The sequence below is a fragment of the Mucilaginibacter aureus genome (assembly GCF_053514885.1).
Genome location: NZ_CP170601.1, coordinates 4,743,536 through 4,759,660 on the forward strand (window position 1 = coordinate 4,743,536; position 16,125 = coordinate 4,759,660).

Here is a 16,125-nt window from a genome sequence, read left to right on the forward strand (position 1 = left end):
AATTTAAGCCGTTTCAATATGCCGGCTCGTACAAAGCTATTTCTAATATACCTAAATTGGTTACTCCGCCCCAGTTAGCTGTTGTTTTCCAGCGTAAGTATCTGATTGCCGGTGCAGTTGTTGGTATAGCGATCAAATGCCCGGCGTTAGCGGCTGCTTCATCGGCAACGGTATTTGTACCTTTTGCCGCGTTAGATGGTTTGGGGTAGGTAAAATCGCCAAGCTTGGTCCAGCCGGTATTTGAACCATCGGGGTTAGGCGTATTGGCAGTTCCCCAAAGTTCCCAGGTTTTAGGACTTCCGGCGTTATATAACAGTGTAGATTCGAGCAAGCTGTTGTTGATGCCCCTTTGATATACGCGCAAGTTACCAAGCTTAGTAGTAACCCCAAGATCTATTGTAAAATATAAGGCTGTTAAAGCAGCTGTGCCCGATTGATAGGCATCATCATCGCCATAACGGTCATCCCACATTTTTTTTAGTTCAAGTGATACGCCGCTTGCACCCAATGCCGGAGCAATTACATAATCTCCTGGTAATTTAATATTGGCGGGCGGGATAAAATATTCCTGAAATTTTGTTTTGTCTAACTGCGAGTATATCGGAAAAGTACCGGTAACAGGAGCCGAGTATGCCGTATCCAAAGCATTTACATCGGGCAAAAACAAAACACGGTATGAATAACTACTACCTGGTTTAACATTTGGTAAGATCGCCTTTATTTTATCAAAGCCCAAAACGGTAGTTGTTTTTACAGTTCCTGTTATATCGGTATAGGTAATTTCGAGTCCTGCAAAATAATCAGTTTGATACCAATCCAACACGCCTGAGCGCTCAATAATATTGGCCCCTTTTAAAGGCATTATTGTTGAACTCAATTCGGCAATGCGGGCGGCATCATACACCTGCCCGGTCACTTCAGACTTTACCGACACGTGCCCCGCACTATCGTACGTATAAACTTCAAAAGTGTATGATCCTTTGGCAATGGAGTTAAACGTTAAATTGATGTTTTGGCCAGGCAACTTTTGAACATTATAAGTGGCCGAATCGGCTCTAAAATTCCAATAAACTTTTACTTTGGTGATCTGTGGCTCTGCATCAAACCTTAAAGTAAGCATCATCCTGTTGTTACCTCCGTGCGCTACTATGCTACTTGGCTTACCCGCGTAAATGATTTCGCCGTTCTTAATAAAATTCTCATAGCTGGCATTCATTTTACCACATGAGGATAATAAACCAATTGCTAAAATATAACAAAGGGCGTATTTAAAAAATATCTTGAATTTCATATTGTTCTATTGATTATTGCCCCCAAAAAGTTAATTCGACACACGACATATAGTTGGTGCTGCCCCAGGTACTGTTGCACTTAATACGCACGTAACGCACAGGGGGCAAGTTCCTGTCAAAACGCCACTCCTCACCTTTTAAGCCGGCAGCAATGTCTTCCGCTGTTTCCGTACCTACAGGCAAGCCCGATGGTTTAACCGACAGGCAAGACATAGCCTTTGTCCACAATGAAAAATCATCCGACGGCAAGCCGGCTCCGGTCCATACGTAAACCTCATAATCTTTAAAAGCCGCGTGTTTCCATATTACTGCGGTTAGATCCATACGTGCCTGATATAACCAGCGGCTTAATTTGGTAGTTACGCCCAGATCAATAGTAAACCAACCCGGCATACCTGTACCGGCGTTAGTTTGAAAGGCCTCTACATCGGTAGGGCCGGCTTTACCATTCCAGGCTTTTTCCAGGGCCATATTTTGGCCGGCCGCGTTATAAAAATAGTTTGTTTTATTAGTTACATCGCTGGATAGGACATATTTTTTAAACTTGCTTTTATCCAATTGACTTTCATAAATGGGGGTTACAGTTTTGATGAGCGTATCCGATCTGTTATTCCATCTATCTTTTACAAATACCCCAAATATACGCGGCACGGCATCAAAACCACGGGCACTCATATTACCCTGAGGGCTTTTGGTGTAGTTCACTTCGGCCTCTGTCCAATCATCAGTAGCTTTAAGTTTTGTTAAAATTGTGATGACGATGTTGGCCGTATCCGGATTGGTATAGGTTACGTATAGTCCGCCAAAATCAGCATCGGCAGTAATACTTGCCCTAACTGTTAAGATCGGGGGTGTTAGCGGAACGATCTTTACCGCCAGTGGATCTGACTGCTTTTCATTCCGGCTAACCGCATATAAATTCACATCATAAGTATTGGTGGAACCTAATCCGGTTATCACTAAAGAATTACCATAAGAAGATGATTTAACTTCTTTTACAGTGCCTTTCGGCGATTCGTAAACAGCTTTTACGTACAATACATTAGGGTCGTTAGGTAAAACATAGGTAATTTTAGCCCCGCCGGATAGTGGCTGTACGGTAGCGTTTAATACAGGAGCCGGTGCGGGCCCGTCTTTAGTAAGGGGCTCATTACGTTCTTCTTTACAACTTGCAAACAGTATAAGCACTGCTAAACAGATATTTATAGCTTTTTTCATTGTGTGTTATTTATATTGTTTAGGTTACCATCCCGGGTTTTGAACCAGGTTTTTATTAACAATCACGTCATATTCTTTTATCGGCCAGAAATAATCGCGGGTTTTGAAGGTTTGGTTAAACAAAACCTTTTGCCTGTAAAAACCTGCTACATCTGCCTGATTTACATCCCATCCTAAAACGGGGCCATTTAGTTCTTTGATAGCTTCTTTCCATCTGCGCAGATCCCAGAAACGTTGGCCTTCAAACGCCAGTTCTATCGCGCGTTCGCGATGGATAATATCTCGGAGGCCACTTTGCGTAGTAAATTTTGTAGGGTTGGTAGAATACTGTGTCCACGCATCCTGAACGGTTTTTAGCCCTGCACGATCACGTACCTTGTTGATCCATATATAAGCTTCGGCTTGATTATTTACTTCATTCAAAGCTTCTGCGTAAAGCAGATACAGATCTGACAAACGCATAATTGGCCAGGTGTATGCAGAAGGGCTATAACTTGCCGTAGCCGAATAAACACTTAAATAATTAACCAACTTTTGTGGAAAATAACCAGTGATAGAATACTTAATGGTATTATTTTTAGCAGATACCTGCCCTAATTTGCTTTGTACCGTATAGCTGTTGGCTTCTACCAATTGGCCTTGCCCGTACCAAACACCTCCGTCAAAACCTAAACTTGCATAAAAACGTGGCTCTCTGTCAAAATGGAGCTGGATGGTTTGGTAACCTTCTTTAACATAGTATTTTTCTGCTGTAACGGCAGTTCTTAGGTTAAGTTTGTTGGCATAGTTCCAGGTCACATCTTCAGTTATAGGCACACCGTTCTTTGAATAAAACATTTCAACCATTTTAAGAGTAGGTGCCAGATCCGAGTTGAGACTACCCGCTGCTACGGCCGAATAATCCAACCTTGGCTGTGATGCTACCTGTATATCACTGGTTGACGTGTTTGAGTTACCCCAAATCAGCTCTGAGCTCCATTTAGATGAAACAGCGTTACGGAAACTCAGTTTAAGGTTAGTTTCGGTGGAAACAGTTGCTGAAAGCGGATCCTGGCTGTAGGTATACAATTTCATATTGGCGCTGTTGCATGCATCTATAGCTGCTTTACAGGCGTCAACCCCTTTTTGCCATTTACCTGCGTCGTACGTAGGATTAAAAAGTTGCACACCATCTTTATCTTTAAAGTTGGCATAATCAGTGTTACCATTAAATAGTGGACTGGCAGCAGTAACCAGCACCTGTGCCTTTAACGATAGTGCAATGGGTTGTGTAATACGCCCCAAATCAGTTGCCTGGTTTTGTATGATAAGAGGCAGGCTATTGCTGTTTATAGCCTCGTCCAGTAACTGAACTATGTAATCAACGCATTCGTCAACTGGCGCACGTTTTATCTGTACGTCATCTACACTCGTTGAAATTGGCAAATTAACCCTGATCAGAGGAATAGGGCCATACATGCGGAAAAGCCAAAAATGATAATATGCTTTAAGCACTTTAACTTCGGCCACCCATTGTGCTTCTTCAGAAGGACCCAAATCGCGCACTTTACTGATATTATCCAAAAAAATATTACAATCTCTTAACCCTTTATAAAGAGCTGTTGCATTTTGTTCACCATCCCAGTAATTATTTACCGGGGCAACTGTACCCTGGCTGCCTGTTGCTATTTGCATAGGCAAAATGGTTGTTGTATTGTAATACCACAATTCATCAGCTCCCATTAGTGCGGGATTATTTTGCCTTAGTGAATGCTTTGGCATGTATGAATAGCATGTAAACAGATATTTTTGAGCAGCCGAACGTATGGTAAACGCGTTCTCAATGGTCGCGATGTTATCAGGCACGACATCCAAAAACTTGGTACAGGATGCCAATGGCAGTATACTGATCAATATCAGTGCATATATTTTTTTCATATCAATGTTTTCTTAAAAGCCAACTGAAAGACCCATATTAAATACTCGTTGTACCGGGTAACCTAAACCTGAGCTACCCATCTCAACATCCCATAATTTAAAGCTGCTTAGTGATGCCAGGTTTGAGCCGTTAACATATAGCCGCATCGATTCGATGCTGAATCTCCTGGTTAGTTTTTTAGGTAAGGAATATCCTATTTCCACGTTTTTCAATCTTAAAAAAGTGCCATCGCGCATAAACCAGGTGCTTATCTGGTTATTATTGGTGTTGGTAGTTGGGCTTAAACGTGGCCACAAGGCATATATATTCCTGTTATCTTCAGACCAATGGCTATCAGCATAAGCTTTTAACAATTGGTTTTCTGTTTTCGAGACAATTGTTTCTCCCGGATAAGTGTAAGAGATAAACGGAGCTGTGGAACCATTTTCGTTTATCCAGAAAGAAGAACGGCCGGAGCCCTGAACAAAGAAGGATATATCAAAATTTTTGATCCCCATTGATGCGCCGAAACCATAAATAATTTCAGGATCTGTTGGGTAGCCTATCGCTGTCATATCTAAGGTGGTTATCTTACCGTCACCATTCAAATCGCGGTATTTGATATCACCGCCGCCATAATCAACGCCGGGAGTACCAAATTGTATAGGAGAATTTTTCGCCTCGTTATCATCTACAAACAGGCGTTCGGCAACGTAGCCAAAGCGCTGCGACAAAGACCTGCCCACATGCGATAGGTAAGTTTCGGGGTATTGCGGCTCTTCATATACATCAAACCTGCTGGTAACATAGGTAAAGTTACCCCTTGCGGTTAGCCAGGTACCGTTACTAAAGGAAGTTGAATAGTCTAAAGACATATCCACACCTTTACTTGATGCCTTACCCACATTAGCCCGTACAGCTGCAGAATTACCAATAGTTGTAGGAATGGATGCCCTGGTCATCAGGATGTTGTTACGGTTCTCTTTGAAAAAGTCGGCCTGCAGGTTAAACTTATCAAATAAGCTTACTTCCAAACCTAAATTTGTCTTTTTGGCTACTTCCCAGGTGATGTCTTTATTATCATATCTCGAAACGGTAACTCCGTTAAGCGTATAGTTAAAATCGGTTCCGAATGTTGCGGCCTTTGCAGCATCATTCATGTTAACCACCGACAGATAAAAGAAACGATCATCGGCACTACCTATTGCATCATTACCCACTAAGCCATATGTGGCCCTTAGTTTGAGCTTCGATACCGTATTTAGAAACGGTTTGAAGAAGCTCTCGTTAGATACTACCCAGGCACCTCCTACTGATGGGAAAAATCCAAATCTTTCAGTCTGGTAAAACTTCTCCGATCCGTTGTATCCAAAGTTAAATTCGGCAATATACCGGCTATCATAAGCATAGGTCGCCCGGCCTGACAAGCCCAGATTGCGGGAAGGGAGTGATTGCTGTAACGATGAGGCATTACCTACCAATTGGTTATTCAACATGTAAACAAGTAAACCGCTTATGGCATGCTTTTTATCAAATGTGCGTGAGTAATTAAGTACAGACTCGAGGTAAACCTGCGATTGAATGGTCTTGGCGCCTTCGCTGTAACCTAAATACTCTGTACCTGTATTAGGGTTAAGTTCGGTTAAACTAAAATTGCCTGTGGCTTTATCAAAGTTACCTGCCTGGTAAAAAAACGGATTATAATACCTGCTTACATCAAAATAGGCAGTTCTGTTAGTATTACCCATCGCCCTAAAGGTTAACCCTTCTGTAATAAACTGCAGGTCTTGTTTTAACTCAAACTGAGCCAGCATTAACGACCGGGAATAATTTTTATATCCCTTAACCATATCGGCATATGGGTTGAGGTAACCGTTAACAAATGTACCACTGCTTTCGGCTATTGCATTACCAAATAAAATATGTGGTACATTGGCATAGTTACCTGTATTTTCATAATAAGGGCTAAACAATACAGGGTTGGTACGCATCACTTTTTGATACATACCTGCGCCGCCATCTATGGGGCCGGTGTAATCATCAAAACTACCGTATAACCGTACACCAACCTCGGTAGTTTTGGTAACGCTGATGCTGGTATTGGCACGCAACAGGTAGCTTTTAAGATCGATATTTGAGTTGAAGTTGTTCTTTTTATCTACTTTAAGCACGCCGTTATCCTGGTTCAACGAACCTGCAATGTAATATTTAGCTACCTGGCTACCACCACTTACGTTGAAGTTGGCCCGCTGGTTCATGGTATAATCCTTGAAGAGCGCTTTCCTCCAATCAGTGGCAGGATAGAAATACGAATTAGTACCTTTAATTGTATTATCGATCTTGCTTTGTGAATACGGGCCGCCCTGCAACGGGTTACGAGTTAAGTAAGCTTCGTTTTCAAGTTGCATGTAGGTTATCGGGTCGGCCAGTTGTACGTTGGTGGTTGGTGCAGAAATAGAGTTTTCTAACCTGAAATTCACTTTGGCTTTCCCTTCTTTACCTTGTTTTGTAGTTACCAAGATAACACCGTTAGCACCTCTGGCACCATATACCGCGGTTGATGTGGCATCTTTTAAAATTGAGAAACTGGCAATATCGTCTGGCTGTGTCCGGGCCAGTTCGGTAGTAGAAAGCTCCACACCATCGATCAGGATCAGCGGATCTTTTTTATAACCGAATGTTGTTACACCACGAATAAAGAACGAGGCATTATCCTGCCCCGGCTCGCCGCTGCGCTGGTAAGCTATAACTCCTGATAATCGCCCGGCCAACGCGGTTGTTAAGTTACTGGACGGCACCTTGAGCTCTGAAGGATTTATTGTGGTTACAGCACCGATCAGATCGTTTTTCTTTTGTGTGCCGAAACCAACAATAACTACTTCGTTAAGTCCTTTTGCTACCGGTTTCATGGTAACATCTATTACGGTGTGCCCGGCAACAGGTATCTCCTGGGTTACATAGCCTATCATGCTAAATACCAAAACCGAATTATCACCGGGTACATCTAATATGTACTTACCGTTAAAATCGGTGGTGGTGCCCGTTGTTGTACCTTTAACCATTACCGATACACCGGGAACGGTGCCTACGGAATCGCGAATGGTACCATGAACTTCTTTTTTGAATGGCGCGTTTCGCAGCAATTTCAAATTGACGTTAGCCGTATAGGCCTCCTTTTCAACCAGGTGTTTTTTTTCAGAACTGAAGGCATTGTATTTTAAACAACAACACAGAATGACCTGAAGTAATAAAACGCATTGTAGTGGTTTCTTCATAAATTAATCAACATTGGGGGTTTGTATGATGATGTTCATTTCTTAACCTCGTATACGCTAAAAATGCACACCGCCACTATACACATTCAAATTATTATGCAAAACATCAGCACTCAACTACCTGATGAACAACAGGTAACACAGATTTAAAACAAGGTTAACATAACGGTTACTTTGCCACTTGTAATACTTTAAGACCTTGAGTATATAAGCGGGTTTTGCTCATTATTATTTAGCGGATCGCCAACCTTAAGCTGGTTAACCTGCTCATCGGTCAATATATTTTGGGTACCGTTAAAAGTATTTCCATCGGGCATATAAGCACACGTCATGGCCCGCCTGAAGCCTGGAGTCATATTGGCGTGGGCCCCATGTATGGTAAGGCCGTTATGAAAAGAGCAGCTACCGGCTTTCATGTGTGCAGCAAACGCTTTGGTTGATTTAAATTCGGGATAGTACGTGAAGATCGCTCCCATATTTTTGCTGATCCCGGGGTTTTCGAAAGTTGTTTTTTGATGCGAACCGGGAATGAAGAACAAACAGCCGTTTTCAAGCGTCGCGTCATCCAATGCTACCCAAATCGACAGGGCGTTCCTGTCAGTAAACGACCAGTAAGGTGTATCCAGGTGCCATGACGTTGGGTTTGCCCAGGGCTTTTTAATTAAGGCCTGATCGTGCCATATCCGTATCCCATCAGAGCCGGAAAGTTTGGCTGCCATCTCACCAAGGCGTGAGTCGAGCATTATGGCGCGCATCTTTTCGTTATCCTGCCATAAATTGAGTAGCTGGTCAAATACATTATCATAATAGGCTTTATCCGCGTCGTCGCCTTTGCCATATACTTCTGCACGGTCGGGCATTTTGTTGCCATTACGTTTAGCTACTGCCTCATTGAGGGCCTCGCGCCATTCGCTAAGTTCTTTTTCGGATAAAAAATCTTCAATAAGCAAAAAACCGTTGTTTTGATAGCTTTCTATTTGATCTGTTGATAGTTGGTTCTTCATTGTTTTTATTTTTTAGTTTGTGTTCTTATCATATTAACCTGTGTTATTGATCACATCAATACACCGTACCGGGCGCGCAGCAGATCTTTCATATAGCAGTTTATTTCGAATCGATCGGCAACAGGTTGTTGCGTGAAGGGCACTACCGGCATATAGGGCGGCGGGCCAAATTCGGTAGTGAAGGTTAAAACATGAGCTCCATTGTTCTGATTGCTCTCAACTATCCTGTCCCACCACGAAAAAAAGTATGTTAACGCGTACGACCATTCCGGCGCCCGCGGGTCGGGCACCTGCGGACCTTGTTCAAAACCTATCCGCGCGTGTACGTGCTTTGTTCTTTGTATGGCTTCGGTAACCACATCGGTAAAGTTTTCAAGCATACTTTCGGACACACATACCCAATGCGAAAGGTCGGCAGTGATATTGAAATTCTCCCGTGCTAAAAAATAGTCTTTTATAGCTGCCGGACCATACCCTATCCTCCCCCGATGTGTTTCGTGTGCTACCCGGATGCCTGTTTTTGCTGTAAACTCAGCGGCTATATCAATTAAAGCCAGATTATCTTCAAATGAAAAATAATCCCGCCCCGTGTGCGAGTTGATCAAAACCGGGTTAGGCTCTGCACACCGATAAAGGTTTTCTTTAAACGAAGCTCTGAATTGTTTAAAAGTAGTACCGTTAGCTTCGTGCTGATGCGTTACAATTAAAAGCTGGTGCTTCTGCAGATCATCATAAAGCGCGTTCCTCGATTTACTATCAGCTGGGATCCAGGTATCGATACCATCATAACCCGCATCAATGATCTTTTTTAAAAATTGTTGATGCGTTAAATGAGTATGCCCCCAATAAGGACTCAATATTTTAATTTGCATAAATGATTAGCCGGCTTGTAATTGTGTCAGATGATGTTGATCATCTGTACCTAAAAACGTAAAAACCGTTGCTAACCACTAATAGGCAACCTAAAGAAATATTGAAAATATAACCAGTACGTTAAATCTGGTAATAAAAATGTAGTATCTGCTGATATTACAACAGATGCTACTGTAGAACTTTACCGAGATATTTTAACTGCTACCATTGAGGTACCCAGCTCAATACTTTAATAGGCTGTGGTGCAGTATTTGTTGTTTTTTCACCGTCGCCCTGATCAACATTCTCGACAAATAAATTAAGTATCTTTTTACTTCGCCATAGTTCGGTATCATAGCTCGGTTCCCACGAGCCTACCGATTCTGTGGTGAGATCCTTAAACACCCAGGGTGCATTTAATATATTGGCGCAGGTTGCGGCGGTCACCTTTGATCCCCTTTCCTCGTCGCGGTAAATTACAATGGCTTTAGTTTGCCCGTCTTTTGTATCCATCATAATTTGAGGGCGTGATATCGGGATCCGTTTTGTTCCGCCGCCTGCTAATGAAAAGGTTGTAATGCGGTTAGATATCGTTTTTGTTATCCATTTTGTTCCATCGTTATAAATCAGCTGATACTGCGGTGCCTCAGCGCCGGTACTTTTCCAATAAGTAACAATATAAGGCCTTCCCAGTTTATCGGCAGCCATTGATGTGGTATTGATGAGGTCGCTGTTTTGAGGTATTTTTAATGCATATTCGGCTGTAGCGGCGGTTATAGGTAATACATATTTCTCTCCCGTGCTTTTTTCCCAGGTTACACCCCCATCTTTAGACCGGGCATAACAGATATCATGATTGGTAGCAACATCGCCGCTCTCGCGCCACACCCACGACACATGTATGGTACCTTTGTCATCGGTAGTCATTTGCCAATAGGCATTTCTATGTCCCTCGCCGTCTATCAGGTCATCCTGTAATTGTATCCATTTTTTATCTTTTACATCATACCTGTTTAGGATAAGGTTACCATTGCCCGAACTGCCATCGCGATACAGAAACAAAAGATTGCCGTTAGCTAAACTGTAAAACTCAGGATAGGTTACGTTATGTTCCTTTTTACCGGTCATTGATATTTTCTCCGTCATTTGCAAAGAGCCGGGAGCAACGCTTTTGCAATAATTTAAGTTTTGGTTATGATGATCCCAGGATAGATGAAGATAACCCTCGCCATCTACCATAATGCTGATAGCGTTATGCGCATCTTTTATATTCCCTTTATATTGCGTGGTTTGCAAATCCCATTTACTGGTATTTAATTTACGTTTACCCAATACAACCTGGCCGGTACCATTGTAAAAAGCTATGTACTGATCGTTTTTGTAAGTAACCAATGAATTATGACGAAATACTACCGCGTTAATCGAATTGCCTGCCCATCCGGCAGCCACGTCAACCAATACGGGTTTATTTTCATGGCCTTGTGCAAAGCCTTTAAATGATATAACTAATAAAAAAATGCAATATTTAAGTTTGTTCATATACACGGGATAGTTTGTGTTGAATAACAATACGTGGTGTAGTTTATTTACCACTAAAGTAATTTATTTTATTGGATCCGGACACTCTGTAAAAACTTTAAAGCCCATCCTAAAAGGACGGGCTTTAAAGTTTCGTGGAGCCGGAGGAATTGTGATTCCGTTTATATTATACCATTTATCCCAAGTTGAACTGTTGTAAGATGCAACAATTACGAAGCAGATAATACCTAAAATAATTGTTCCATACATTATGGCTACTGTTCGACCTCAACGGCGACCGCATCCAGATCGGTTATATTGTACCATTGATCTGCTTTATCGTTATTTTATACTTTAGCATGAGCGGATATAAGATCAGGAAGCATATTTAAATGTGGGATCGGGATCATTATAATATCGGATGCTCCTCTTTTTAGGATGTTAATATGCAATGGCCCTCTAAGGAGGGCCATATACATATTGCTATCAACTGACCTTGATAATTTAATTCTTTGCCAACGCGGTGTTCAGGTAATTAGTAAAGGCATCATGATGGTCGGGGACCGGCAAGCTGATCTCTACGATTTTGCCTTGCTTATCAACTAATATGAACCTGGGTATGGCATAAATAGCATACTTTTTGGCAAACTCTTTTCCTGAGTGATCGATCAATTGAATACCGCCTAACTTAAGTACCGTTTCGCCTGGCTTCAGTGGCCCGTTACCCAACTTTCCGTTCTTAACAAAATCTATCCACGTTTGATGATCGGCCACACGATCAAGTGAAAGGCTAACAAAGGCAATATCGTCGCGGTTATGGTATTCTTCTTCTATCTGGGTCAGGAATGGGATCTGCCCTTTACAGGGCCCGCACCAGGTTGCCCAAACATCAATAAGTACAACTTTACCGCGCAGGCTTTTGAACGAGACCATTTTACCTGATGTATCAGGAAATGAAAAATCAGCTATCTGTTTGCCTACATAAAGCGTATCGCTGATAACCTCTTTCAACTTTTCGGCATAACTTTTCTTTGATGCATCAAGGATCAGATATTTTTTAATGGGTTGGAATGTGCTGTTAAACTCGGTCAAGTTGTTTATTTCAACGCTGCCTAACTTGCTGTTAATAAAGTGAGCTTTGAGGGTGTCATTAGTGATCAAATTTACCGTGTAGTTCAATTTATCCCCTTCCGACATCGCTTTTAGTTTATTTACAATGAGGTGGTCAATTCAGCGGAATCTCTACCATATCGTTCAAATGGGTCAAACTGAACCCATTTGAACGATATGTTTAGATAATCAGCCGCGGCCGATAATCATGCGATTATCTCTTAATAGCCGTATTCGGTTGGAATTGTGAATACCACGCCCCCAATTTAGTTAAGTTGCCATTTGCATCTATCAAAGCTGATGACCATAAACGGGCACTTGTGGGTGAGCCCGAAAACCAAGAATATCGCTGAACGAAACTCAGGGCTTCCAGCTTGGGCAATAGCCTTTGCATAAAGGCCAGCACCTGATCGGGTGTATATGGATTATCCGATATATTGACCGCGTTATTCGCTACGGTCGCAAATTCAGTAATCCAAATAGGTTTATGGTATTTATTATACAGATCTTGCAACACCTGTACAAACGCGGCGTCATCCGTTCCCACATACATATGCACGCAAATAAAGTCGACCCGACGGCCTTGTAGGATAGCCTGGTCCATAAAATCGTATATCCACTGCCTTGTGGGCCAGGATGCGGCCGGGCTGCCTAAAGGCAGGCCAATGGTTTCCAGTTGCGGCCATGCTGCTAAAGCATCGGCAACGGTCATGTTAGCCTGGTCAGAAAGGTCCGGCTCATTAAAGCCAAGTACATACCTGGCGCGGCCCTGTGTGGCTAACGTTTTGGTATAAGCAATATTAGCATCCGTTACCGAGGCTTTACTCCAAAACATCGGCACAAACTCAGCGTTTTGTGGTGCGAGCTCAAACGGGATAGAGTTGCCCCAAGTGTAATACCAGTTACTCTGCAGGTTGATGGTATTTCCCCACCAGGTACCTATTTTGGTGCCGGTATTAAAATCAGCCCCTTTTTTACCGGTAGGTATAAATGTAACCACCGATGCCTTTACAGGTGTGTATACATTACTCTTTGAGCAACTTAAACAAAACCCGCATAATGCAAGTAATAAAACAATTCTTTTCATAATTTCTATTTTAAGTCTTTTATATGCATTTCTCGTTTATATCAAGGTGTTGGCGATCCGCCATTGTATCCTACACGCTGCAGGGTCGGGAAGCCATCCGTATCTGTTTTCCAGATCGAATAATCAAAGCCCATGGTGCTTTGGAAAAACGTTTGCGTGGTAACTGCGGTGGTACCTCCGTCTAATCCGGCCGGATCATTACCCATAGCTGTAGAGCGCAATGCCGCGGTCACACTTGCTGTTGCATAGTTTCCTCCGTTAACACCCGGACTGTTTCCGGCGGTACCTGCTATCCTAAAAACATAATCGCCGTTAGGTGGCGTGGTAGAACCTTCGAGCGAGGTAGTCGTGATAAAGCTGTTTGATGTGTAGCCTCCATTTTGGTAAGTACTTACCATGCCGGCAACCGGCATTAAGTTAGTTGTTGCGGCGGCTTTGAGGGTGGCATTTTTTACTACGCAATTAACCAGTTTCACCTTGTTCGTTCCGGCAATACCTCCGATGTTGCCGGTAGCCGGTGTACCCATGCTGCGTAATGTTGGGTTAAAACTTGCAAAACCCTGCCCTATAACGATACAGTTGGTGATATTTGAGCCTACCCCTGCAATACCTCCTATGGAGAATCCTGCCGAAATTGTTCCGGTGAACATACATTGATCAATGGGGACGATGCCAGCGTTTTGATCGGCGCCAAAAATACCTCCGACACCGTTTACATTAACAGCGTTAATACCTGTGGCTGTGATAGCTACGGTTGCCAGGCAGTTCTTAATGATACCTCCACCCACTACCGTACCTTCGGCCCGGCCCAGTATACCGGCTATCCGGTTTTTAGAGGCGTTCTCTTCAATAGTGCCGGTAGCGGTTGAGAATGATATTTCGGCTGTTGGGCCAGCGGCAGTAGTTAAACGACCAACCAAACCGCCAACCATACCACATGATGCAACTATGGCCAGGTTGGTATAACATTGGGTTACTTTACCACCCGAAGCAAGTTCACCAACAATACCTCCTAATACGTCGCCTGTATTGGTAGAGGTAACCGAGCCGCCGACGAGTACATTCTGGATCAGTCCCCCGTTATTTTTGCCGGCTACCACGCCGAACGCAGCGGAGGTATTGCAGTTCACATTCAAAAAGCGGATATTTTTGATGGTACCGGTACTAGTACTTATCCAGCCTTCATTAGCGGTGGTGGAAGTAATGCTTATGTTGCTCACCTTAAAATTTTGCCCATCTATTGATCCGCTAAAAGTAGGTATAGGTGTCCATTGGCCGCTCCAGGTAATGTCGGTAACTATCTTGTAATTTTTTGTCCCATCATTACGAATAGCATCTAAAGCTGCCGCTGTCGAGATGAGGTATGGACTGCCTACTGATCCGTCTCCGGCATCAAATATCGATCCCTGGGTCTTTGAGAATATCTTGACAGTACGTAAAGCGGTGAGCTTGCCTTTTTGGAGCGACACCTGCAGATCACCGGAAATAAAACCGGTAAGCGGTGTTAACGTCAGTTTCTGCTGGCCGGAAACCGGGCTTGCGGTAAGATTGGCCGGAACCGTTTTAGCCGCTACCGTACCATCTGACGGAGCGAAAGAAAAGTCGACGTTTTGGGCTGAAGACACACCATAAACCGTCGTCGGGAAAGTTGCAGGTACAACCAGTATCACATTGCCTGTTTGTGTAGAGCCACTGTTTACATTAGGCGTTAAACTGGCGATATTATTTATCCCTGAGACGTTAAGCGCCGTAACATCGCAACTGGCAATGCTACCAAAGTTATTGCCGGCGATACCGCCTACAGCTGTGCCGCCACTGATACTCCCGTTAACAGTTACATTGGTTATGGTTCCCCTGTTAATGCCTGCAACAGCGCCAATGTTATTTTGGCCGGTCACATTCAGGTTGTCCAATATCAGGTTTTTAACGGTACCTGTGGTAGCTATCTCTCCAAAGTATCCAACATTATCCGTGGTGGCCGAATTGATGGTAACGCCTGATATTTTTTTGCCATTGCCATCCAGTGTTCCGGCAAATACAACCGTTCCGGCTGCGCTGGTGGTTGTAATGTCGTTGATCAGCTTATACGAAGAGGACAGGCCATACGGCAACCTGCCAAGGCGCTCGGCGTCGGTGATCTCAAACGGCGCGGCTGCACTGCCATCGCCTTTTGAAAAGGCGGTTACTTTGATTGTTTTCACAAGCGGAGGCAAGGCCATAAAGTTAGCCGTAACTACAACGGTGCCCGAAACAAATTGACTTGTTGGCGTCAGTTTCAACGTCCGTCCTTTTGCCGAAGTGCTGATGATCTCGACGGTCAGGTTTGCGGGGGCAGTAAATGTTAATACCGTTGTTCGCGGATAGATATCGAAATTGATGCTCGTTACTACGTTGACATTAAACAAGTCTGTTTCCGGTAACGTTGACGTGATGGTCGTGATATTCGGCAGATCCACATTGAATATCTTGGTGCACAAATAAACTGTACCGCCTATGTCGATCTTAACGGCCAAACTAAAGGTACCATCCGAGGCAGGGGTACCGGTGATCGGCACATCAACGGTAGCGCTGTTAGTTAGCGTAACCTGGGTTGGGGCGATAGATAGCCCATTAACAGCCTCGGCGCTAATGGTAGCACTTGTTCCTGAACCGGCGTTAAGGTAAGCCAGAGTAAACGTATTGGCTTTGGTAAGCGCGATACCATCAACCATGTTTCCGTTCACGGTCGATTTAGAATCAACCACCTGGAACCTGTCGCCTACCGGTGTCGGCTCCTCGTTATGTTTTTTACATCCTGCTATTGCTATTCCAAGCACCAGGATCAACAATATGCATCTTTTATATATAAGGGTCATAGTTTTAAATTAAGAGT

11 protein-coding genes are annotated in these 16,125 nt (G+C 43.4%); 1 reads left to right on the plus strand and 10 read right to left on the minus strand.

The window, feature by feature from the left end:
* Nucleotides 1-13 precede the first annotated feature (13 nt).
* The 7 genes from ACFGVR_RS20295 to ACFGVR_RS20325 all read right to left on the minus strand — a co-directional run bounded on the left by ACFGVR_RS20295 (nt 14) and on the right by ACFGVR_RS20325 (nt 11,077).
* Entirely contained in the window at nt 14-1,216 is a 1,203-nt protein-coding gene (locus ACFGVR_RS20295) for a DUF4998 domain-containing protein (RefSeq protein WP_448699332.1), read from the minus strand.
* Nucleotides 1,217-1,304: 88 nt separating this feature from the next.
* Nucleotides 1,305-2,510, minus strand: coding sequence for a DUF4959 domain-containing protein (locus ACFGVR_RS20300; protein ID WP_448699333.1), 1,206 nt, complete (start codon nt 2,508-2,510; stop codon nt 1,305-1,307).
* 24 nt (nt 2,511-2,534) lie between these two features.
* A complete protein-coding gene (locus ACFGVR_RS20305) occupies nt 2,535-4,427 on the minus strand; it encodes a RagB/SusD family nutrient uptake outer membrane protein (protein ID WP_448699334.1) in 1,893 nt (630 codons plus the stop codon).
* Nucleotides 4,428-4,439: 12 nt separating this feature from the next.
* On the minus strand, nt 4,440-7,682 hold the full coding sequence (locus tag ACFGVR_RS20310; RefSeq protein ID WP_448699335.1) for a SusC/RagA family TonB-linked outer membrane protein: 3,243 nt from the start codon (nt 7,680-7,682) through the stop codon (nt 4,440-4,442).
* Between the two features lie 191 nt (nt 7,683-7,873).
* Nucleotides 7,874-8,686, minus strand: a complete 813-nt coding sequence (locus tag ACFGVR_RS20315; RefSeq protein WP_448699337.1) for a phytanoyl-CoA dioxygenase family protein — start codon at nt 8,684-8,686, stop codon at nt 7,874-7,876.
* A 50-nt stretch (nt 8,687-8,736) separates the two neighbouring features.
* Nucleotides 8,737-9,558 (minus strand): sugar phosphate isomerase/epimerase family protein, encoded by an 822-nt coding sequence (locus tag ACFGVR_RS20320; RefSeq protein ID WP_448699338.1) that lies wholly within the window; start codon nt 9,556-9,558, stop codon nt 8,737-8,739.
* 202 nt (nt 9,559-9,760) lie between these two features.
* Nucleotides 9,761-11,077: a BNR repeat-containing protein gene (locus ACFGVR_RS20325; protein WP_448699339.1), complete on the minus strand. Its 1,317-nt coding sequence runs from the start codon at nt 11,075-11,077 to the stop codon at nt 9,761-9,763.
* Between the two features lie 236 nt (nt 11,078-11,313).
* On the opposite strand from ACFGVR_RS20325, the gene ACFGVR_RS20330 reads away from it, so the two are divergent.
* Entirely contained in the window at nt 11,314-11,448 is a 135-nt protein-coding gene (locus tag ACFGVR_RS20330) for a hypothetical protein (RefSeq protein WP_448699340.1), read from the plus strand.
* 112 nt (nt 11,449-11,560) lie between these two features.
* Here the strand turns inward: ACFGVR_RS20330 and ACFGVR_RS20335 are convergent, their stop codons facing one another.
* From ACFGVR_RS20335 to ACFGVR_RS20345, 3 genes are all read right to left on the minus strand, one after another.
* Entirely contained in the window at nt 11,561-12,253 is a 693-nt protein-coding gene (locus tag ACFGVR_RS20335; protein ID WP_448699341.1) for a TlpA family protein disulfide reductase, read from the minus strand.
* 127 nt (nt 12,254-12,380) lie between these two features.
* A complete protein-coding gene (locus ACFGVR_RS20340) occupies nt 12,381-13,253 on the minus strand; it encodes a glycosyl hydrolase (protein WP_448699343.1) in 873 nt (290 codons plus the stop codon).
* A gap of 41 nt (nt 13,254-13,294) precedes the next feature.
* Nucleotides 13,295-16,108 carry a beta strand repeat-containing protein gene (locus ACFGVR_RS20345; RefSeq protein ID WP_448699344.1) on the minus strand — a complete coding sequence of 938 codons (2,814 nt, stop codon included), beginning with the start codon at nt 16,106-16,108 and terminating at the stop codon, nt 13,295-13,297.
* Between the last annotated feature and the right edge of the window lie 17 nt (nt 16,109-16,125).